The organism is Pontibacter sp. LHS2, assembly GCF_058932845.1.
In genome coordinates this window covers 1,341,727-1,360,221 of the sequence record NZ_JBZYWG010000001.1, presented here as the reverse complement: position 1 = coordinate 1,360,221, position 18,495 = coordinate 1,341,727, and the positions used below count along the sequence as shown (strand labels likewise).

At 45.9% G+C, this 18,495-nt stretch carries 22 protein-coding genes; 11 read left to right on the top strand and 11 right to left on the bottom strand.

The window, feature by feature from the left end; all coding sequences use genetic code 11:
* The first annotated feature begins 29 nt into the window (after positions 1 to 29).
* The 4 genes from AC5FX6_RS05900 to AC5FX6_RS05885 all read left to right on the top strand — a co-directional run bounded on the left by AC5FX6_RS05900 (position 30) and on the right by AC5FX6_RS05885 (position 5,375).
* A complete protein-coding gene (locus AC5FX6_RS05900) occupies positions 30 to 1,082 on the top strand; it encodes a PAS domain-containing sensor histidine kinase (RefSeq protein WP_493596095.1) in 1,053 nt (350 codons plus the stop codon).
* Positions 1,083 to 1,092: 10 nt separating this feature from the next.
* Complete coding sequence (locus AC5FX6_RS05895; RefSeq protein ID WP_493596094.1) at positions 1,093 to 1,512, top strand: response regulator; 420 nt, start codon at positions 1,093 to 1,095, stop codon at positions 1,510 to 1,512.
* 384 nt (positions 1,513 to 1,896) lie between these two features.
* On the top strand, positions 1,897 to 2,532 hold the full coding sequence (locus AC5FX6_RS05890; protein WP_493596093.1) for a response regulator transcription factor: 636 nt from the start codon (positions 1,897 to 1,899) through the stop codon (positions 2,530 to 2,532).
* A 146-nt stretch (positions 2,533 to 2,678) separates the two neighbouring features.
* Positions 2,679 to 5,375 carry a sensor histidine kinase gene (locus tag AC5FX6_RS05885; protein ID WP_493596092.1) on the top strand — a complete coding sequence of 899 codons (2,697 nt, stop codon included), beginning with the start codon at positions 2,679 to 2,681 and terminating at the stop codon, positions 5,373 to 5,375.
* Positions 5,376 to 5,677: 302 nt separating this feature from the next.
* On the opposite strand, the gene AC5FX6_RS05880 is transcribed toward AC5FX6_RS05885, so the two are convergent.
* Together AC5FX6_RS05880 and AC5FX6_RS05875 are read right to left on the bottom strand one after the other, a co-directional pair.
* On the bottom strand, positions 5,678 to 5,962 hold the full coding sequence (locus AC5FX6_RS05880) for an ATP-binding protein (protein WP_493596091.1): 285 nt from the start codon (positions 5,960 to 5,962) through the stop codon (positions 5,678 to 5,680).
* Positions 5,910 to 6,179 carry a PAS domain-containing protein gene (locus AC5FX6_RS05875; protein WP_493596090.1) on the bottom strand — a complete coding sequence of 90 codons (270 nt, stop codon included), beginning with the start codon at positions 6,177 to 6,179 and terminating at the stop codon, positions 5,910 to 5,912. Before AC5FX6_RS05875 ends, AC5FX6_RS05880 begins: the two co-directional genes overlap by 53 nt.
* A 225-nt stretch (positions 6,180 to 6,404) precedes the next feature.
* Here AC5FX6_RS05875 and AC5FX6_RS05870 point away from each other — a divergent pair, with 225 nt between their 5' ends.
* Positions 6,405 to 6,551 carry a hypothetical protein gene (locus AC5FX6_RS05870; RefSeq protein WP_493596089.1) on the top strand — a complete coding sequence of 49 codons (147 nt, stop codon included), beginning with the start codon at positions 6,405 to 6,407 and terminating at the stop codon, positions 6,549 to 6,551.
* Between the two features lie 68 nt (positions 6,552 to 6,619).
* On the opposite strand, the gene AC5FX6_RS05865 is transcribed toward AC5FX6_RS05870, so the two are convergent.
* Positions 6,620 to 7,057, bottom strand: coding sequence for a hypothetical protein (locus AC5FX6_RS05865; RefSeq protein ID WP_493596088.1), 438 nt, complete (start codon positions 7,055 to 7,057; stop codon positions 6,620 to 6,622).
* Between the two features lie 431 nt (positions 7,058 to 7,488).
* On the opposite strand from AC5FX6_RS05865, the gene AC5FX6_RS05860 reads away from it, so the two are divergent.
* Positions 7,489 to 7,935, top strand: coding sequence for a hypothetical protein (locus tag AC5FX6_RS05860; protein WP_493596087.1), 447 nt, complete (start codon positions 7,489 to 7,491; stop codon positions 7,933 to 7,935).
* 47 nt (positions 7,936 to 7,982) lie between these two features.
* Positions 7,983 to 8,558, top strand: a complete 576-nt coding sequence (locus AC5FX6_RS05855) for a heme NO-binding domain-containing protein (protein WP_493596086.1) — start codon at positions 7,983 to 7,985, stop codon at positions 8,556 to 8,558.
* A gap of 96 nt (positions 8,559 to 8,654) precedes the next feature.
* Here AC5FX6_RS05855 and AC5FX6_RS05850 read toward each other — a convergent pair whose 3' ends face one another.
* From AC5FX6_RS05850 to AC5FX6_RS05835, 4 genes are all read right to left on the bottom strand, one after another.
* A complete protein-coding gene (locus AC5FX6_RS05850) occupies positions 8,655 to 9,056 on the bottom strand; it encodes a JAB domain-containing protein (RefSeq protein ID WP_493596085.1) in 402 nt (133 codons plus the stop codon).
* Positions 9,057 to 9,362: 306 nt separating this feature from the next.
* Positions 9,363 to 10,166, bottom strand: a complete 804-nt coding sequence (locus AC5FX6_RS05845; RefSeq protein WP_493596084.1) for a DUF5712 family protein — start codon at positions 10,164 to 10,166, stop codon at positions 9,363 to 9,365.
* Entirely contained in the window at positions 10,163 to 10,678 is a 516-nt protein-coding gene (locus AC5FX6_RS05840; RefSeq protein WP_493596083.1) for a BfmA/BtgA family mobilization protein, read from the bottom strand. The genes AC5FX6_RS05845 and AC5FX6_RS05840 overlap by 4 nt, the downstream gene beginning before the upstream one ends.
* A 623-nt stretch (positions 10,679 to 11,301) precedes the next feature.
* A complete protein-coding gene (locus AC5FX6_RS05835; protein WP_493596082.1) occupies positions 11,302 to 11,685 on the bottom strand; it encodes a hypothetical protein in 384 nt (127 codons plus the stop codon).
* A 352-nt stretch (positions 11,686 to 12,037) separates the two neighbouring features.
* On the opposite strand from AC5FX6_RS05835, the gene AC5FX6_RS05830 reads away from it, so the two are divergent.
* The 3 genes from AC5FX6_RS05830 to AC5FX6_RS05820 all read left to right on the top strand — a co-directional run bounded on the left by AC5FX6_RS05830 (position 12,038) and on the right by AC5FX6_RS05820 (position 13,302).
* Positions 12,038 to 12,310 carry a helix-turn-helix domain-containing protein gene (locus AC5FX6_RS05830; RefSeq protein WP_493596081.1) on the top strand — a complete coding sequence of 91 codons (273 nt, stop codon included), beginning with the start codon at positions 12,038 to 12,040 and terminating at the stop codon, positions 12,308 to 12,310.
* Positions 12,311 to 12,388: 78 nt separating this feature from the next.
* Positions 12,389 to 12,619, top strand: a complete 231-nt coding sequence (locus tag AC5FX6_RS05825) for a hypothetical protein (RefSeq protein ID WP_493596080.1) — start codon at positions 12,389 to 12,391, stop codon at positions 12,617 to 12,619.
* 359 nt (positions 12,620 to 12,978) lie between these two features.
* Complete coding sequence (locus AC5FX6_RS05820) at positions 12,979 to 13,302, top strand: helix-turn-helix domain-containing protein (RefSeq protein ID WP_493596079.1); 324 nt, start codon at positions 12,979 to 12,981, stop codon at positions 13,300 to 13,302.
* Positions 13,303 to 13,679: 377 nt separating this feature from the next.
* Here AC5FX6_RS05820 and AC5FX6_RS05815 read toward each other — a convergent pair whose 3' ends face one another.
* Positions 13,680 to 13,853, bottom strand: coding sequence for a hypothetical protein (locus AC5FX6_RS05815; RefSeq protein ID WP_493596078.1), 174 nt, complete (start codon positions 13,851 to 13,853; stop codon positions 13,680 to 13,682).
* A gap of 1,229 nt (positions 13,854 to 15,082) precedes the next feature.
* Here AC5FX6_RS05815 and AC5FX6_RS05810 point away from each other — a divergent pair.
* Positions 15,083 to 15,247: a hypothetical protein gene (locus AC5FX6_RS05810; RefSeq protein ID WP_493596077.1), complete on the top strand. Its 165-nt coding sequence runs from the start codon at positions 15,083 to 15,085 to the stop codon at positions 15,245 to 15,247.
* Positions 15,248 to 15,462: 215 nt separating this feature from the next.
* On the opposite strand, the gene AC5FX6_RS05805 is transcribed toward AC5FX6_RS05810, so the two are convergent.
* The 3 genes from AC5FX6_RS05805 to AC5FX6_RS05795 all read right to left on the bottom strand — a co-directional run bounded on the left by AC5FX6_RS05805 (position 15,463) and on the right by AC5FX6_RS05795 (position 18,481).
* Positions 15,463 to 15,876 carry a DUF2569 family protein gene (locus AC5FX6_RS05805; protein WP_493596076.1) on the bottom strand — a complete coding sequence of 138 codons (414 nt, stop codon included), beginning with the start codon at positions 15,874 to 15,876 and terminating at the stop codon, positions 15,463 to 15,465.
* 993 nt (positions 15,877 to 16,869) lie between these two features.
* Positions 16,870 to 17,343, bottom strand: coding sequence for a 23S rRNA (pseudouridine(1915)-N(3))-methyltransferase RlmH (rlmH, locus tag AC5FX6_RS05800; protein WP_493596075.1), 474 nt, complete (start codon positions 17,341 to 17,343; stop codon positions 16,870 to 16,872).
* 91 nt (positions 17,344 to 17,434) lie between these two features.
* Positions 17,435 to 18,481 (bottom strand): AI-2E family transporter, encoded by a 1,047-nt coding sequence (locus AC5FX6_RS05795; RefSeq protein ID WP_493596074.1) that lies wholly within the window; start codon positions 18,479 to 18,481, stop codon positions 17,435 to 17,437.
* Positions 18,482 to 18,495 lie beyond the last annotated feature (14 nt).

Sequence of the window (18,495 nt, the reverse complement as noted above, 5' to 3'; positions counted from 1 at the left end):
ATGTGCTTAGTGAGTTAGAAAACCCTTATATGGCCTTGTTCCACAACTCCCCGGATGCCATATGCCTGCTTGACCTGGAGGGAAGGTTTCTGTTGGTGAACGAGGTAATTTGCCAGGTGTCGGGTGTGGAGCGGGAGTCACTGGTCGGCAAAAGTTTCGAGCCGCTGATCCATCCCGAGTACATTTCCTACACGACAGAAAAGTTTAGGATGGCTGTTAATGAGGACCCCCAGCGTTACGAGACGTCTGTCATTACGCCTGGAGGCATTAAATACCTGGATGTGACCAATTTTCCTTTAAAATCAGGTGACCAGGTATTGGCCGTATTCGGGATTGCCAAGGACATTACTGGTAAACAACAAAAAGAGGCCGAGCTTAGGGAGCAAAACGCAACGCTAGGGATCGTAACGGAAGAGGTGGAAATTTTAAGAAAAGTCATTTCACATGATTTAAGAAGACCTGTTGCAAATGCCCTTGGGTTTGCCCGCCTCCTTGAAAAGGGAACACTGGCAGTTGATGCGGAAGCGGAAGTGAAGTCTCTTTTACTCAGCACTGTGGAAAACTTGGACACATTGGTACGGGACCTAAATAAGTTATTGGCGCTCCGTGCAAAGGGGGAGATGGTAGAGGAAAAGGTGGAAGTGCGGAAGGCTGTAGATGACCTGATGACATTCTTTGAAAGTGATATAAATGACACAAGGGCGTCTATCACGGTGCAGGTTAGTTCGAGCCTGCAGGTGCTTACTATTAAGGCTTACTTTTATAGTATACTACGTAATCTGATCTCTAATGCTTTGAAATACCAAGCTCAAGGTCGCTTTCCAGAAATAATCATAAAGGCCTTACGGCAAGACAATAAGCTGGCCATCTATGTTAGCGATAACGGCATTGGAATGGAATTGAAAGATGTTTCTGGTAATTTATTTAAAATGCACACCCGGTTTGCACCGCATATAGCTGAAGGAAACGGTTTGGGTTTGTATATAGTAAACCAACAGGTAAAGATGTTAAATGGCACAATATCAGTAAGCAGCAAACCCGGTATCGGCTCTGAATTTACAGTTTATTTACCTTTAAACTAAATGCTTGATTATGCTAAAGAAGGTAATGTTGATAGATGATGATGCTTTCTGCAACAGAATGAACACTTTTGTAATAAATCAGCAAGAGTTTGCCAAAACCATCATAGTGTTTGAATGCGCTGTTGAGGCGCAGAACTACCTTAAACAACAAGAAGTGAAAGGTATAGAAGAGGCATTCCCTGATTTGATACTGCTTGATTTGAATATGGCGCACATGAATGGCTGGGAATTCCTAGACCGTTTTGAAAGCTTTCCTGACCGGTTCAAAAACAGGGCAAAAATATATATTCTAACGTCAAGTGTTTCTGTTGCAGATAGGGAAGCAGCAGCTTTACGGCCTGAAGTGGTCGGTTATCTGGAGAAGCCACTTTCTTCAGATGATCTGATAATGATAATTTCTAACATATCTCAACAATTCAGCCTGATATAATAAAGCTTAAGCCAGATAAATTGATCTCCAGGAAGTCTTTAACGTATTCAATCCGTGCCTTTGCCTTTTAAAATATAGATATTCAGTGCCGTCAGTCTATAAAAGGCCATATGACAGTTAATCTTCATAAATACGTATAATGCTTTAATAGTTGCTGTATTAAGGCTCTAGTGTATACCCATCTTTAAGTGTCGCTGCTTTTTATTTAGTGGTCCAGTTCTTATTTGAACTGGGTTTCGGAGTATTAGGCATTTCGCATGTAACAACAAGGTGAACTGAACTTTACAATAGCAACTGATTATAGAGTAAATGAAGTTAGTCCTGTGAAGACCTTCGTACTCAGAGGTCGGAGTTCAATGATGATGAAAAATTATTAAATAACATATGACAAAGGTGTTGCTTGTAGATGATTTTGCAGTGGTTCGGGAAGGGTTGAAAAGGTTACTTGCCGGAGAATCTGGCATTGAAGTGGTAGCGGAAACAAGCATCGGTGGGGATGTACTACGGCTAGTAGAGAAACATAGTGTAGAACTGATTATCCTGGACATCAATTTGCCCGGTATGAGTGGTATTGATGTTCTGGAGGAGGTAAGGAAACATTTCCCACATGTGGCTGTAATGGTTCTGAGTATGCACTCAAACGATAGTTATGCTGTTCGTACACTTAAGCTCGGTGCCTCTGCTTATCTCAGAAAAGACACGAGTCCGGAGGAGTTATTGAGGGCCATAAGAAAGGTGCAGTCAGGAGGGAAATACATCACTTCTGAATTAGCTGAACTTTTGGCAGACTTTCTGGCTGAGGGTGACTTGTTGGGAAACCGACATAATGTGTTATCTAACCGTGAGTTTGAGGTCATGTGCAAACTTGGTTCTGGCCAAGCCCTTTCGCGCTTGGCTACAGAGATGAGTATTTCTGTAAGCACCGCCACAACCTATAAGAATAGAATATACAAAAAAATGGGCTTTATCACTTCCACTGATTTGATACGTTACTGCCTTGACCATTATTTGGTGGATTAGGTAGGGCCGATAGGTGTGCTTAACCCCTGTTTAGGCTGACAAGCTTATTATAGTGAAAACTATATGTGTTGCTTAGGATGTTGGAAAATGGTAGTAACTATAGGTAATATCACATTCAGACTACGATGTTAAAAAATGCCGCTCACTTGCCGGTAGAGGTATTAAAAGCCTTCGAAAAAGTGCCGGACCTATACCTTATTCTTTCCCCTGAATTGGTTATTCTAACTGCTTCAGATGCATACCTGCAGGCCACGCTTACCGAGCGTGGGAGCGTGGTGGGTAAATATGTCTTTGACGTTTTCCCCGAAAACCCCGCGGCTAGTGGAGCAAACGCGGTAAGAAATCTGCATGACTCTCTGCAGCAGGTGCTATTTACAAAGAGGCCGCATCGGATGGCCATTCAGCACTATGATGTGCCAAAGCCGGACATAAACGGCGGCGGTTTTGCTCTCAAGTACTGGCTTCCGCTTAACACCCCTGTGCTTAATAAGCAGGGAGAGGTAGACTATATCATTCATAAAGTTGAGGATGTGACTGCTCTTGTTTCCAGCTCAAGGCAGGTGAACTACCTTGAGGGGATAATCCAAAAACAGCAAAGGGAAAAGAAAAGGAATGAAGAGAATGAACTCTCAGAAGAGTATGACATAGACCTTACTAACAAGCTTTTCCGCTTCCTCGACATGTATAGATTAGCTGTGGATCACTCACCCGACGTAATCACACGTTGGGACCAAAACCTGAAGCTGGTTTTTGCAAACCAAGTTATGGAGCGGAAGATGGGCGTCAGTTTGGAGCAACTGATAGGAAACACCAAATTGGAGATGGGACAGCCTGAGGATAAGGCACGGGTCTGGGATGATAAACTGCGGTTAGTGCTTGCCACTGGTGAGCCAAATGAACATTATCACAGTCTCAAAACTCTTAGAGGGGAGTCGTTTTATTACACCCGATTAGTACCCGAGTTTGACGAAGAGGGAATTGTGAGGCATGTGTTGGCCATTTGCAGGGACATCACAGACATCAAGAATGCGGAATTGGAACTGAAAGCAAGTAAAGACCTGCTCCAGACTGTCTTTGACACCTCCAGAGTGGGTATCGCAGTGCTCGAGGCAGTCTCGGCTAACGGTGTGAAGTTTGATGACTTTGTCTACCAATTGGTTAACGAGGAACATAAGAGGTTGAGCGGCCGTGACCTGTTAGGCGCCAAGCTAATAGAACATTATTCTGACGCGGAGAAAACAGGGATTCTTGAGGCTTTTCAAAATGTTTACAAAACTTGTCTGCCAGCAGACTTCGAACAGCCTTATAGGGATAACTGGTTCAGATATTATATTATAAAACTTGATGGAAGGCTAGTCTATACTGTAGAGGACATCACCGAGCGAAAGAAAGATGTATTCAAGCTTGAAGAGGCACATGCTAAAATTGAAGCTTCCAATGCAACCTTTCAGCGTATGCTAGGCAATAGCATTTCCGGTATTGCCCTCTTAGACGCACTAAGGGGCGTTGATGGAGCAGTTGTTGATTTTACGTTTAAGGGGGTGAATAAGGCTTTTGAAGAACTGTGCAAGGTCTCCATGGATGAGGCATTAGGTAAAGGATTGCTGGAATTGTTCCCTGGTGTACGGCAGGTATTTTTCAAAGATTATGTCAGGGTTGTTGAGTCTAATCAGCCCCTGCGCGTGGAACGATATTATAGTGCTGAAAAGATTGATTGCTGGTTTGATGTTTCTGCCATAAAGAATGGGGATGGCATCATCCTGACTTTTCATGATATATCTAATAGGAAGAAAGCAGAGAAGACGCTCCGGAAGCAGTACCAGATGCTCCGGCAGTCCGAGGAGGTTGCCCGCATGGGAAGCTGGGAGTATGATGTGGCCTCTGGAGTTATTAACTGGTCGGAAGGTATGTACCACCTGTTTCAAATGTCTAAAAGTGTTCCCATAAGTTTAGAAACTTACCTAGACTATACTATCAAGGAGGATAAGTCTGTTGCTAAAAGCTTTATTGAATGTCTATGCAAGAGTGGAAATGAATCAAATGAAGTGATGCTCCGCTTAAATGTTTCAGGTCAGATTCTTACACACAAGGTTAAAGCTTTTGTAGTGAGGGAAGATGGGGAGCCCTTAAAAGTGATGGGGGTGGATATCGATATAACGGAGACAAGACGGCTTGAGGATGAAAATTTGCGCATGCGGTTAGAACAGCAAAAAAAACGGCTGCTGACTATTATGGAAACACAGGAGGAGGAGCGACGAAGAATCTCAGAGTCACTGCATAATGGAGTCAACCAGCTTCTTTTTGCTACTAGATTAAATCTTTACGAGGCACATAAGCATTTGAAAGGAGAAAGCTTGGGAGGTGTTGCCCTTTCATCGGCGGAGGAACTACTGACTCAGGCGATCAGTGCAATAAGAAGCTCAGCCCATGAGCTTATGCCTGCATTACTGCAAGAGTTTGGTTTGAAAGAAGCACTCAGCAATTTATGTAGTAATTATAGTAATAGTGCTCTTCAGGTTCATTGTAATATTATCGGATATCAGGACAGATTAGAGCCACATCTGGAGATTATATTGTTTAGAGTTTGTCAGGAATTAATCAATAATGTTATAAAGCATGCGCATGCCTCCGAGGTCTATATATATCTTAGGAAGGAAAAAGAAAAAGTTCAGCTGGAATTTAGTGATAATGGTATTGGGTTCTCATATGTTTCGGGCAAAACAAAGGGATTAGGCCTCAAGAATATAATAGATAGAGTAAGCTTGCTGAACGGATCTTTCACTGTCAGCAATAGAGGTAAGGGAAAAGGAACTCTACTAAAGATGATGCTTCCCTTGAGGTAAAATCAGATAATCAAAATACAATCTGACAGTTTAGATGAGATAGTTAAGAAATAATCTGATAGTTTAATTAATTTGAATGTGACACATATAATTATTTAAACCCTATTGTATCTCGACTATCTCATCTTATTAATTGACAAACTAGGTCTAATAAAAAATCTTTCAATGTCAATTGCTACCAATGGCAAACAGAACTGACATACATTCAAATTGTCCTCACTAAAACGAACTCGGTGATGGTATCGGTACACTAAACTAATGTGTAAATTCCCATGCACCATATTCTCGTTATTAGAAGTAAACTAAGAAAGACGTTCCTTCTCCCTCTTTACTTTCAACTTCAATACGGCCGCGATTAGGGCTTCTACCATACCTTTGACAATGAACAAACCAACGCCAGTACCCTCCACATTGTCATGCAGTCTAGTGTAGCGATCAAAGATGTACTGCTGCTTGTCTTCGGATATGCCGAGTCCGTTGTCAATCACTTTGAGCAGGATGTATTCCCCAGACTTCTCAGTCGATATGGTGACTTCAGGTTCGCTGTCTGGCTTTCTGTATTTGATAGCATTGGAAAGCCTTCTCAAAATCTTTGCTGCTCTCAATTACCTCGGTGATGTTCTCGCTGATTGTTGGGAAGCGGATATTGTTGGAAACTTCGTTTATGTGCTTGCCCAAATCCTCAGGTGAGAGCTTGAAGTGCTTCATGGCGGCTGGCGTGAACTTGCGCAGAATCATGTTAGCATCCACAAACAACTGCGGTATAATCGTATTGTTGAAATAGTTCTCCAGTTCATCGTTCAACTCGATTAGCTTTGCGACTTTACATTTTGGCTTGTTAAATCCTTACATCGTATCAGGCTCCTTCAGGCTTAGGCTTCTTATATAAAGTTAATACGGGTTCTAATTCAAATTAAACAGATAGTAGGTATTTTTTAAGACGCCAATCCCGTATCGCAATGGTTTTTTAAGATAGGGAGCGCAAAGTACGGCAGGGAGACTTGGCTTACCCAGCTTAGCTGGCGGCACATGGATTTTTCCGTTCATGCCGATGGGCTGATTGACAAATACAGAAATGACCTGATTGAGCAGGCGCATGAAGGGCTGTCCGAATTGAACGCTGCCTCCGAGCTTTTCCTCCATACGCTCACTAAAATTGAAGAGCAATACGTATAATTTAGTATAAAAAAACAGGCTGCCTCAGTTTTGAGGCAGCCTGTTTTTTTATACCCGATGGAGGTCTGCTATTTGTATTGCCGCTTGGCGTAATGATCTGAACCTTCATCCAGAAGCCATGCTTTCGCTTCCTCATAGTACTTAAATTCGCTGAACTGGAAAGGCAGTCCTTCAATGTCAAGTTTGTTTTTCATGCTATCAGCACTCATCTGGCTGAAAACATCCTCTGACTGCACCCTTGCCATTTTCTCAATGCCTGATGCAAGTGGCAGAAATTTGGGAAACCACTCTTTCGCAGCCCACTGCTGGTCTTCTATGCGTACTACTTTACCCAAGCGGTAATCGCCTAACCAGCGCTTAACCTCATGCTGCTTCACAGCATTGAGATATTGTCCAAGTCCCTCACGATACGCTTCGCTCGGAGCATATGCCAGCCATCTGGTTTCAATCAGATTGAAATCAGGGTAATAGTATATTTCAAGATGTTCTGACTCGTAAAACAACATAGGTATAAGCTGTTAAATTGAGAAAATGCACATTAGAATGCAAAATATAAGTGCATACGTCTAAAAGCAACAGATTCTCATTATTCTTAATTAATTATTTTTTCATTAATGGCTTTTGGTGGTTTAGTATCATTCCTCTACAACTATCTAATCCTAATCAGTTAACACTAACTACTATTACTAGTAGATTTCCTGCTTTTGCACAAAATTTATAGCATTTAACTGTTACATTTGAAGCTTTTCTGACGTAACTGTTAGCTATCATAGTACCACTTTTTTCAATGATTGAAGAAAACTAACGTCTGAGCAGCACATTAGCTTTGGCGTGATAGCTGCTACTTCCCGGGAAGTTGGTGCTGCAAAAGCATGGTTAAAGGTATTCGGTTAGATTATTATTTAAAAATGTATAGAACTCTCTACCAACTCATCAAATGATACTGCTTAGCAACAGCATTGTTGAATTAAATTACAACCCTGCCACTGACGTACTGGAAGTCGCCTACCCTGATTTGCATGATTATCTGCTATTAGAGATAAGACATACAATAGACACCTTGGTTGAAACCGTCAAAAACTACCACATAAGCAAAATGCTGCTGGATTCCAGCAGGACTTCCATACTGGTCAGCCAAGAAAGAAGCACAGAGATTAGCATGTACTTGGCTGCTGGTCTGGCGAATACAAGATTGTCGAAGCTGGCACGGGTTCAGTCGCTGAACTCTTTGGTTGAAACGACAGCACAAAGCAACATAAGTCATATTACTGCATCTATCAATTTGCCCTTTAAGCTGCAAAACTTCACCTGCAAGGCAGAGGCAATGGCATGGTTGATTGAAAACACCGATAATGAGGCTCGACCTCAACCTCCCTCAAGTTGAGACTGCCCATTTGAAAATATTTATACCAAAACAGTACCTCTTACTAAATGAACAGGAATACCATAATTTCCGAAGACAGAATGCACGGCTCTATATTCGCCCTGTTGAAGCGTTTTGTGGAAAGCGCATACGATTACAGTACATGGGTGAAACTGCTCCAAGCAGCGGACTTAGAGGGCACCACCTACCAGATGCACGAGATGTACCCCACCAGAGAACTGTTTGCTATTGTAAACAAGGCATCCGAAGCGACAGGCATTCCGGTTTATGACCTGATGGAGAAGTTCGGGGAGTTTTTGGTGCCAGACCTGCTGTTGATATACAGCAAATATGTGAAACCTAACTGGCGTACCTATGACATGTTACTGCATACGGAGTGCTCTATGCACAGTGCGGTGAAACAGCAGGATGACAGGACGAACCCTCCCATGCTGCTGGTGAAAAAGGAAGGTGAAAGGCAGTTAATTGTCGATTACCATTCCAAGCGCAGAATGTCGGGCGTAGCAGTTGGTATCATCAAAGGCATTGCCAAACACTACAATGAGAGCGACACTGTTTCGGTTACTCGCCTAACTAAGGCTGATGAGGAAAGGGTGCAGATACAGGTTGATTTTCTGAACTGATGTAACAGTTGTTTGGTTTTATCACTAATAAATTGACTGCTGGAGTTGAATGGTATTCGCACCATGTGGCGCAAGCTCTTCCTATCGTATGGCCACTTACCTGTTTTTTTTAAATTTACGCTCTGGATACACTTTGAGATGCAGATCCGCCGCGCTGGGCTTGAGGTTGCCCGAGGGGTGGTTGTGGGAGAGGATGATACCCGAGGCGCAGGCCTTGAGTGCGGCGGCGAAGATGAGCTTGGGGTCGGCCACGGTGCCCGAGACCCCGCCTGTGGAGACTTCGTATATGCCCAGTACCCGGTTGGCCCGGTTGAGCAAGAGCACCTTGAACTGCTCCACAAATTCGAGCTTGCCCGTGTCCCAGCTTTGTTTAAGAACCTGGTAACAGTCGGTGGAGGAGGTGACCTGCGGTCTGTCGGAGGGCTTTAACTGATTGCGGTAGGTGAGTTTGATCTCGGCTGCTCTGTTGAAGGCGGTGGTTTGAATTGTCTTTTCCATAATCTTGCTTTTTTAAAGTGTGAGGAAATTGATTATGGTGCCCCGTCTGCCTTCAGAGTCGGACTAAAGGCAAGGTGGAGCCAAAGAAAATGCGGAGGGTCCGCTGAAAGTGGATACCCATTTTGTTTGGACTACCTTGTCCCGTGTCCGGGCCGCAAGGCTACCTTTGCGCCAAATCAAGTGACGATGGATATTTGCTTTGGGGTGGCCTCAGAGATGGGATCTATTGAAAGGCTGTTGCGCCTCTGAGCTTCTACAGTAACTCAAAGCCTCTCTATGTGATCCCTGTGTCTGTTTCTTCTTGCCTCATTGCCTGATGCCCCTTGTCTGCTTCCGCTTAGGCTTCCTGACCTGCTTTTGCTCCGGCTGCTGCTTTAGTTTTTTAGCGAGTTTTGTCTGTTGCTCCTTATGCTGCACTTCCTGTGCTACCTTGACTTTGGCCTGTTGCCGAATGGCCTCCACGTTACCTTTTTTCATGGCGTGGTAGTAGGCAAATCTTTCCTCCTGTCCGCGGCTGTAGCTCGTGTGCCGGTCAAACACTTCTTCGCACGTTCTCACAAACGCTTCCCGGTCGAAGCCACCCCGGACAGCCCCTTTCCCTGTGCCCCGGTGGTTGGTCATGGGGCTTAGCTTGGTCTTGTTTCCCCTGTCCTTGCGCGAGACGATGATGTGGGCGTGCATGTCCTGGCGGCCCGAAGTGTGACTGCGCTCGTGGTGGATCTTGGCGAAGTAGAGGATGTCCGGGGCGGTGAGCCCCTTTTGGAAGCCGGCCGCATAGGCGGGCATCAGCTCCTGGCGGATGTAGGCCTTGAGAGCCCGGGCCTGCGCCTCCTTCGTTTTCCCCAGGTGCTGCAGCTCCTTATCTGAGGGGCTGACGATGATCGAGTAGAACTTGGCATCGTTCTTCCCGAGCTGCGCTCTGTTGTGGTCGAGCCGGTAGATGACCTCCCGGGCGCTGACTCTTTCCCGCTCCTGATCGAAGAAGGGCTCCACGACCTGACCCGCCTGCAGGCGCGCCAAGTCCTCGTGCTGGAGGTAGCTGACCAAGGGGGTGCTGCTGCCCTTGTTAGCGTAGGTGCCCGACCCGCCACCGAGAATCTTGATGTTCAAGGCTGGCCTCCTTCCCCGTAGAGCCTGGCCAGGTCGTGGAGAAAGCCGCTCCTGTTTTTAGCGTCCACCAGGCGGGCCAGCAGCCGGAGCGCCTCCAGCTCGCGCCGGGCGTGCTCTGTGAGGAGCCGCTCGGAGGTCTGTTTGGAGGAGGAGGCCTCCCGTACCAGCTGGCCCGCTAAATGCTCCAGGTGCTGCTGCAGGGCCTGCATCTGGGTGGCTGAGGCGATCGTGCCGAGGCTATGATCGATGCGGGACTCGCTCAGGCTCACAGCCTCCACCAGCGGGCGCAGCAGATCGCTCTCCTGCTTGCGGATGAAGGCGATGACCTGGTCGACCCGCTTGACGAGCCGGTTCATCTCGGCTGCGGGACTCTCGTGCACGGCCGGGTCCAGGCCGTGCTTTTCAAAGTAGGCAAGCGAGGTGGCGATGTACTCGCCCAGACCCAGGCCATGGCGTTCGCAGTAGCGCTTAAGCCTTCTGTGCACGTTCTCCGGTACTCCGATGGATTTCATAAGCCATTTTATAATGATGTTTGCTGATAATCAGTGCTTTAGTTTTGTGTTTATAGCCGCCTTATAAATCGCGGAGCGTTGCCGCCAGGCAAAGCATGCGTTTAGAGCGAGCCAGGGCCCTTTAGCCCCGCAGGGCAAGATTGAACAGGACGCGAGTCCCGTTCCATCTTGCTCTTTTCCGGCGGGCTTGCTTCGCCCCCCGAAAAAGACAGCTCCGCTGGCTTTGCACGGATGGGGCGTTGCTTGCCTGCCGGGAAAGCTCCCCCGGGACCCGCCGCTCCTGCAGGCTTGCTTCGCTCCCCGGGCAGGGCGGCCCCAGGCTCGCCCGAGGCCGGGGTGCGTTGCTTGCCGGAAGGAGCTACCCTGAATAGGCGCTGGCAGGACGGAAGGGGAGGAGTAGAGTAAGTCAGTGGCAGGTGGCGTGTGATGGGCAGCGCGGTGGAGGAGAGACGCGCTCAGCGCCTGGGAAGTCTGTAGGCTCGTCTTGGCTCTGTGAGGCGCCAAGTCGCAGGAAGGCATCCACTGTCCGCCCTGGCTTCTTGCCTGAAGAGAGGGAGGAGAGATGGCGGCAGCGCTGGCTAGCCGTGGGCCCTGGGCTGGGATGCCGGCTCTCGAAAAGGACTTCATGCCGTCTCGCACTCCGCGTCGGGGCTGTTGAGGACAGAGAACAGGCGAAGGATTTCATCGAAGAGCTCGTCGCACTCGGGCTCGACCGATTGCAATCCCTCTCGCTGTGCCTGTCGGTTGAGGAGGCTGAGTTTGCCGGTAATGAAGGTGAGCCTGTCCAGGGCAGCGCGTTTGGCGGGGGAGAGCCTCACAAACACTTCCTCCTTTGCCACGATGGTGCTGAGCCATTCGAAGGCCCCTTCTTCTACCATTTTCACTTTTTCAAAGAGGTCGAGATCCTCAGCCTTCTCAGTAATCAGGTGATCACGACACTGTGCCATGCTCACATTGGAATCTATTTGTCTTGGTGGGGCTGGAGGGGTGTTGCGGTTAGATTTCATCAGTTTGATTGTTTAAAGTAAGACTTGGTGTTGCAATGGGAGCAGGAGCGTTAGCTCAGACACCCATTGCTTCCTGGCAAAGGTGCAGATCGGGAGAGTGAGGAATTCACAAGGGGGAGCCAAGTGGGGAAAACCCCAGCGGGGCGCGATTAGAGAAGGCATGGTGTAGAAAAAAGGCTGTTATTGTTCTGAACTCAGCGTGATTCAGGTGAAAGCAGAGAAATATTAGACTTAAGAGGTGTGCGTTTTACTGGAATTTGACAGAAATAAGTTTTTCACCAGTAGGGTTCTTCTTGTGAAAAGGGGAGAAGAATACAGGGCAACTTTCCCCTGTACCAAAGCACATAAAACGATGCCCGTAGAAATTATTACCAAACAGGACCTGCTCCAATTCCACCGCCAGCTGTTGGAGGATCTCTCCAAGCTGCTAGGCAGGCAGCAGGCCGAGGCGCCCAGACAGGTGCTCAAGTCCGCCGAGGTGCGGCGCCTGCTCCAGATCTCCCCCTCCACTTTGCAGAAGCTGCGGATTGAGGGCACACTGCCCGCCATCAAAGTGGGCGGCACGCACTACTACCGCCAGGAGGATATCACCAGGATGCTGAATGGGAAGGAGAGGAAAGTATGATGTTGGATCTGCAATTGAAAGGCTTTTACAGGAAAGCGGGAGGGGACCAGCGGCTGCGCCGCCCGCACTTGTGCCTCTATGGTCCTGCTGGCTCAAAGCCCGGGAGCGGCCTTCCAGGTGAACCGCAGAGAGGTGATGGCGCTGGCCCGCCTCGACTCCCGCGTCACCTACCACCGCTGCATCCGGGAGCTGGATAAGTGGGGGTACATTCACTACCAGCCCTCTTATGACCCGGGGGGGCAAAAGCCTGGTTTCTATCAGGCCCTTGTCAGCGAAGATAGCGATAGCTGGCACAGGCTGTATTACTAGTGAAAAGAAGCCGGGCTTGAAATGGATCTGACCAGAGACAGATCAAGTAAATCCCTTTGAAAACTCTACAAAGTAATCAGCAGCATAGCTACATATTTTCGACTTCCCAGTACGCGCTTTAATAGGACCGGATGAATGTCCTTAAGCAGGTGAAGAAGGGTATCCTTGCTGGTATTTGAAATGGCCGGAATACCTTCTATCTTTAGGGCTGATGTTTAACATGTTTCCTGCCCCAACCTCAAGGGTACGGAATAGTGTGCCTGAAGTATAAGAGGCACAGTTGATCTAAACAATATTTTGCTTGTGAAGAACAAGGAATTATTTATTGGTATTTAAGCAAGAAACTTGTATATTAACATATGGAAAAAACAGCTAGAAAACGACCGATCCACCTGGGCGACCACGTACGCAGAATGCGTACAGCATTGGGAGTAAAGCAATCCGCTTTAGCCAGTGACCTAGGAATGACGCAGCAGAACATTTCCCGCATAGAGCAGGAAGAAGAGGTAGATGATTTGACGTTGGAAAGGATTGGGAAGGTGTTAGGTGTGTCGGCTGAGGCAATTAGGAATTTTGACGAGGAGGCTGCAATAAATATCGTTTCTAACTCATTTACAAGTCAAGATAGCTCAACTATAAATGCTATCAACATTCAACCAATTTTAACCCAGTTGATAAAGTAGTTGAGCTTTATGAACGTCTACTACAGGTTGAGAGAGAAAAAGTAGAATTATTAGAAAAGATGCTTAAAAGCCAAAAGTCTGAAGAATAATGATTTGAATATTAATAGTGGGCTTTTAATGAGTGAATTATAACCTTGATTTATATCGAGGAAATTCAAAAAGCACTTCTAAGTTAAAACTTGTAGGTGCTTTTTTTGTGCAGTTAACTTGCTCACAACACCTAATATATGCTATACCAGAAGTTCATTCATTATACTCTCTTAACAACTCCTCTTAGAATACTAGGAGAGAAGGTTATACAATTAGCTGCTGGATCTTCCTATTCGGATTAATGACAGTACAGTCATGTAAACTGCTAGCTTTCTGTAAAAGATTGGTTACATGCTGTTGCCCATGTCATATCTTTTACCAGCATATTCATTTATCAGCCGCGTCAGTTCCTTCAACTCCTTCGCCTGCTTGGTGCCTGTAATCAAATCATGTTCCAACTCTTGGATACGCGCCGTAGCTACAGCGAGGTGCTCATAGGAAGAAATTGGCTTGTGTTTCATCAGGTTTGCTCTTTTTATTGCTCTTATAAGGCGCTGCATTTTAATAGTTTACGTATATGGATTAAGCATTCATACTATATTTCAGTAAATATTTAAAATATTTTTTAAGTTTATATTTTACCCCAAATAGGTGTAAATACAGCGGAGGCTATTCTCATCGCTTTCGAATATCTTAAACCCATAGTTGATCCACAGGTACACGGGGAAATGGTATAATAGACTGGTTCAGGAAAGGCTAATACCTTAGCTTATACCACAGGACATGAATCAGTACAACTCCGTTACTTATGGCAATACAAACATCAAATTTACCCGCTGGAGAAAGCGTAAGGAGTAGATACTGCACCATCATCGCTAAGCTTCATGCGACCATAGCCCTTCACGGGTATGCATACCCCAAACTATCCGACGTAGATGACTTTCTATGTACACCGTTTCCAAAAGCAAAAAAGGACGAAGACTACGTGCGGAGGCTTGATGAGCTGTGCGCCTATCTTTGCTAGTTAGGTGTAACATCGTATGCTATCCGCCATATGCATTACAATGTCCGACAAGACGTTGAAGCGGTTTTAAGCGAGACATTTTTAATTAATCCAAATGTAACATACATAACCATTCCAAGGTAACGGATATATGAACTAAGCACTAAAAGCATAGCAAGCCTGCTTTATGTTGCCCCTTCCCCGCTTTCATTCCATTTCCAGCATACTCTACGACCAGTTTGGTCAAGGGCTTCAACTCTTTGGCTTCACTGGAGCCAGCGGGGCCATAAGCATTTCTATGCGTGCTACCACCATTTAAAACTGTTTTTCTGTTATTATTGGTTTATGCTTCATATTCCAAGTCATAACAAGTAAAACATACGACGAATATACGGTGCGTTTGAAAGGTAGAAATTCATATTTTTAAATCTAAGTAATTGAACCTAAGCAGGTATACGGACTATACAAGACTACCCGCGTCCGTACAGGACAGCTAGTTTGCAAAGGCAAAGACATCATCGGCAGGCTTATTGTCAGCTCCGTCATTTAAACACCCGCAAAAACTTAAATTTAAAAATTAGCAGGTGTGCCTCACATGGATAATGAGCGTATAGTTTCCGTATGAACCTCGGGAATCCAAGAAGGTAATTAAAACAATAACCACTTTATTTTCAGGTATTTGAAGTTGTTTCATTACCACAACCGTATACCTTAGTAGGATAATAGAACATACCTTTTCCTGCTGCCATGAAAACCAAGACATTATTGACTACGACCCTCAACCGAAACATCGTGCTGAACACACTGATTAAACATGAAACGCTCACTATCGGGGATTTTTCAAAAGATGAGAACCTTGGTGCGGCGCATAATGAAATCCACTTACAATTTCTACTAGAGGAGTTAGTTTAAAGCATGCACATCAGCATCCTGAGAGGGGTTACTCCATGCACCTATACCATTACAGACAAGGGGATAAGGGAGGGCGCAAGGCTGGCGCAGGAATAAATTAGAGGCCCCGTTTCCCATATAAGCAGCCTGTTCAGCAAGCCCCTGTACTTTGAGGCAATGGAAAGCTGCATAAACTGGCTGATGTAGGTCTTGATCGGCATAGGCTAAACTCTGTCTTAGTTCACAAAAACCTCTTTTACCCTCTCTGAACGCAGCTTGTATGGAATCAAGATGATGCACATCATGGCTACCCTTACCAGGGAGAAAGAGTCAATCCGCTCTGGGAATTTGAAGGACAGGGCAATGGGGATAAATACGATGTAGACCAGATTCGGCAGTAAAAACGAGATGAGAAGCAAAGGTGTCCACCGCTTTCTGGCGAAAAAGCCCACCGTGGTCGCAACGGCTATCACGACAAGAAGAACCGTATAAATCAGGTTAACCAAATCGAATGTGGCGTTCTGAATCAGCCCCATGGCTGCTTTCAGCCCGTTATAGGCTACCATAAACATCAGGAGGTAGAGCCATAAGCCATAACCAGTCTTCCTTCCTTCGTCTTCAAAGGCGTTCTCGTTCAGGATGCTTTTCATGCTCGCTTACGCTATGCTGTTCTCTATTTCCTCCCGTATCACCTGAAATTCACGCCCGTTAATCGGTCCGACAGCTTAGACAGTAGTGACTAAACTGGTGTCTAAGTTAGTGACCAAGTTGAAGTAGAGCTGACTAAGGAACTGCAATCAGAGTACAGGAAGGATTTAAGTTATGCGCTGAAACCAGCTAAAGTAAAAGACATTCTAAAGGCCTGCCTGGGCCTGACCAACCACACCAAAACGTAAATCATTATATTGATCCACTGTTGGGATGGGGCTTACTAGACCGAGCCATTAATAGCAGACCTAATTGTCCCCTACAGCAGTATATTATAAATGCTCCGGTTTCAGCAAAACAGTAGCTCTATCCTATAGCCCTATGCCCAAGGAAAGGTTTTGCTGTGACGGCTAGTATCACCCAAAGGGGCCCGACAGAGATAGTAAAGAAGGGATTGCTTGTGGAAAAGGCGAATGTCTGCATTCAAGGTAGCTAGCAAGTCGGATAAAAGTCCCGCAGCTTGCGGGACACCCCGATGGGCAGGTATAGGTTAGCGGAATAATTTGCCATCTGAAGAGCTTAGTACCTAGGTAACTTGCATCTTGCCTGTTAGAATGGCAGAAGTTAGTACAGCAAGAGCTAAGTTTTCATTCGACTGAAGCTAAGTTCATTAGTTGTTACTGTCAATATAAAAGCTAGGGGTGCGGGAAAGGTTGATAAAGTGAAAATCTTTAAGTATATTTAAATCATAGCACTTGCAGCTAAATTGCAGTAAATCAGGCGGTGAGCGATTCGGTGAGTAGCTTTTGTGCAGACTTGTAAAATGTTGATTATCAGATTGTAAGTGGAGTGTGTAAAATCCCTTGCTCTCTGCTGCATAACCTGAAAGAGCCTGTAAACGAATAGTTTACAGGCTCTTCTGTTTTGGCACAATCACCTTTAATTCGACTAACTCATCTTAAGTAAAGCCATCATTATGCCTTATTACTTTACTCTTAGTCGTGATGATATTTCTCGCCCCTTAGGATGGTGAAACCTCTGTAGAGCTGCTCCACAAAAAACAGGCGGACCATCTGGTGCGAGAATGTCATTTTAGATAGTGAGATTTTGTCGTTTGCCCGTTCGTAAATAACAGGGGAGAAACCATAAGCACCCCCAATGATGAAGACCAGGTTGGTGGTTACAGCGTTGAGTTTCTTCTGCAGGAAATGAGCATACTCGGTTGAGGTAAAGGTTTTGCCCTTCTCGTCGAGCAGCACGACATGGTCACCGTCTTGTATCTTCTGCAGCAGAAGTTTGCCCTCTGCTTCTTTCAAATTATCAGCTGTAAACTTGCCGCCCTGCTTGATGTCAGGTATGATCGTAAACTCAAATGGGTGGTAGTGCTTCAGCCGCTTCATATACTTCTGTATACCTTCTTCCAGAAATGACTCGTCTGTTTTTCCGATCGCGATGAGTTTGATTTTCATATCCTGCTTTTCCCGCCAATTTCGGGTTAAATTCACTTTTATACAACCAGCTCGTGTTGACTCAGGTATAGCAGCGTTTCTTACATTACATTTATTCCTTGCGGGGGATGTCACGCTCCAGGTAGTCTTTGATGTAGAGTTCGCGCACAAATACCTGTAGCACAGCCACCAACGGAGCAGCCAGTATAACACCAAGCGGCCCCACCAGTATGCCAAATAGCACGAGGGATAACAAAGTAAGCACTGGCGAAATGTGAACTGTTCGCTCAAATATAAGTGGCGCCAGCAAGTAACTTTCAATGGATTGAATCAGGAAGTATAGGATTGCTACATAAAGTGCCGCCATGGGGCCTTCTAATAAAGCGATTAAGATAGCTGGGACTGAAGCGATAATAGGGCCTACTGTAGGTATAAAATCCAGAAAGAAGGCGATTACAGCCAATGCCAGGGCCATCGGTACACCCAGTACCATCAGGCCGACAGCTGTGAGTATCCCCACAAATACCATAGTGATGAGCTTGCCGAAAAGCCACCACTTCAGCGTTTCATAGCTTTTGTCCATCACCTCCCAGAGCCGGGTGCGGTGCCGCACGGGTACCATATTTACAATGCCCTGCTGGTACTGAGCAGGACTGGAGGCAAAGAAAATACCAATTACGATGACGATAAACAGATCTGTGATAATACTGATGGTAGAAGTAAAAAAGGTTTGAGCTTTGTTTACAATCTCCTGTGTTTCCGGCATCATGCTTTCCTGGCTGTTCTCGAGTTCATCAAGAGCTTTTGCTCCCCAACTGGTTCTTCCCAGCTGGTCTTTCAGGCGTTCAATGGAAGAGGGTAGCGTCTCGCGGAGGTCTGCAATCTGCGCTTGCACGGTGGGTGCGATCAGCCAGCCGGTCAGAAAGATCAATCCGAAAAATATCAGTGAAGAAAGTGCAAGTGCCAGCCCCTTAGCCAAGCCAGTTTTATCATGCAGCCAGTTAGTCATGGCACGCAGCAGCACGGCAAACAATATGCTGGCAAATACCAGAAAGAAAAAATGGACAGCATAGAGCACGAGGGCCAAAGTAGCACTAAACAGCAGTACGACGGCGGTAGTAATGACGACTTTACGTGTAAAGGATAGTTCTTGCTTCATGCGTATTTAGCTAT

Coding starts and splice junctions, on each gene's coding strand:
- AC5FX6_RS05900 (WP_493596095.1), top strand. CDS start 30: ATGGCCTTGTTCCACAACTCCCCGGATGCCATATGCCTGCTTGACCTG.
- AC5FX6_RS05895 (WP_493596094.1), top strand. CDS start 1,093: ATGCTAAAGAAGGTAATGTTGATAGATGATGATGCTTTCTGCAACAGA.
- AC5FX6_RS05890 (WP_493596093.1), top strand. CDS start 1,897: ATGACAAAGGTGTTGCTTGTAGATGATTTTGCAGTGGTTCGGGAAGGG.
- AC5FX6_RS05870 (WP_493596089.1), top strand. CDS start 6,405: ATGGATTTTTCCGTTCATGCCGATGGGCTGATTGACAAATACAGAAAT.
- AC5FX6_RS05865 (WP_493596088.1), bottom strand. CDS start 7,057: ATGTTGTTTTACGAGTCAGAACATCTTGAAATATACTATTACCCTGAT.
- AC5FX6_RS05860 (WP_493596087.1), top strand. CDS start 7,489: ATGATACTGCTTAGCAACAGCATTGTTGAATTAAATTACAACCCTGCC.
- AC5FX6_RS05855 (WP_493596086.1), top strand. CDS start 7,983: ATGAACAGGAATACCATAATTTCCGAAGACAGAATGCACGGCTCTATA.
- AC5FX6_RS05850 (WP_493596085.1), bottom strand. CDS start 9,056: ATGGAAAAGACAATTCAAACCACCGCCTTCAACAGAGCAGCCGAGATC.
- AC5FX6_RS05840 (WP_493596083.1), bottom strand. CDS start 10,678: ATGAAATCCATCGGAGTACCGGAGAACGTGCACAGAAGGCTTAAGCGC.
- AC5FX6_RS05835 (WP_493596082.1), bottom strand. CDS start 11,685: ATGAAATCTAACCGCAACACCCCTCCAGCCCCACCAAGACAAATAGAT.
- AC5FX6_RS05830 (WP_493596081.1), top strand. CDS start 12,038: ATGCCCGTAGAAATTATTACCAAACAGGACCTGCTCCAATTCCACCGC.
- AC5FX6_RS05825 (WP_493596080.1), top strand. CDS start 12,389: ATGGTCCTGCTGGCTCAAAGCCCGGGAGCGGCCTTCCAGGTGAACCGC.
- AC5FX6_RS05820 (WP_493596079.1), top strand. CDS start 12,979: ATGGAAAAAACAGCTAGAAAACGACCGATCCACCTGGGCGACCACGTA.
- AC5FX6_RS05815 (WP_493596078.1), bottom strand. CDS start 13,853: ATGAAACACAAGCCAATTTCTTCCTATGAGCACCTCGCTGTAGCTACG.
- AC5FX6_RS05810 (WP_493596077.1), top strand. CDS start 15,083: ATGAAAACCAAGACATTATTGACTACGACCCTCAACCGAAACATCGTG.
- AC5FX6_RS05805 (WP_493596076.1), bottom strand. CDS start 15,876: ATGAAAAGCATCCTGAACGAGAACGCCTTTGAAGACGAAGGAAGGAAG.
- rlmH (WP_493596075.1), bottom strand. CDS start 17,343: ATGAAAATCAAACTCATCGCGATCGGAAAAACAGACGAGTCATTTCTG.
- AC5FX6_RS05795 (WP_493596074.1), bottom strand. CDS start 18,481: ATGAAGCAAGAACTATCCTTTACACGTAAAGTCGTCATTACTACCGCC.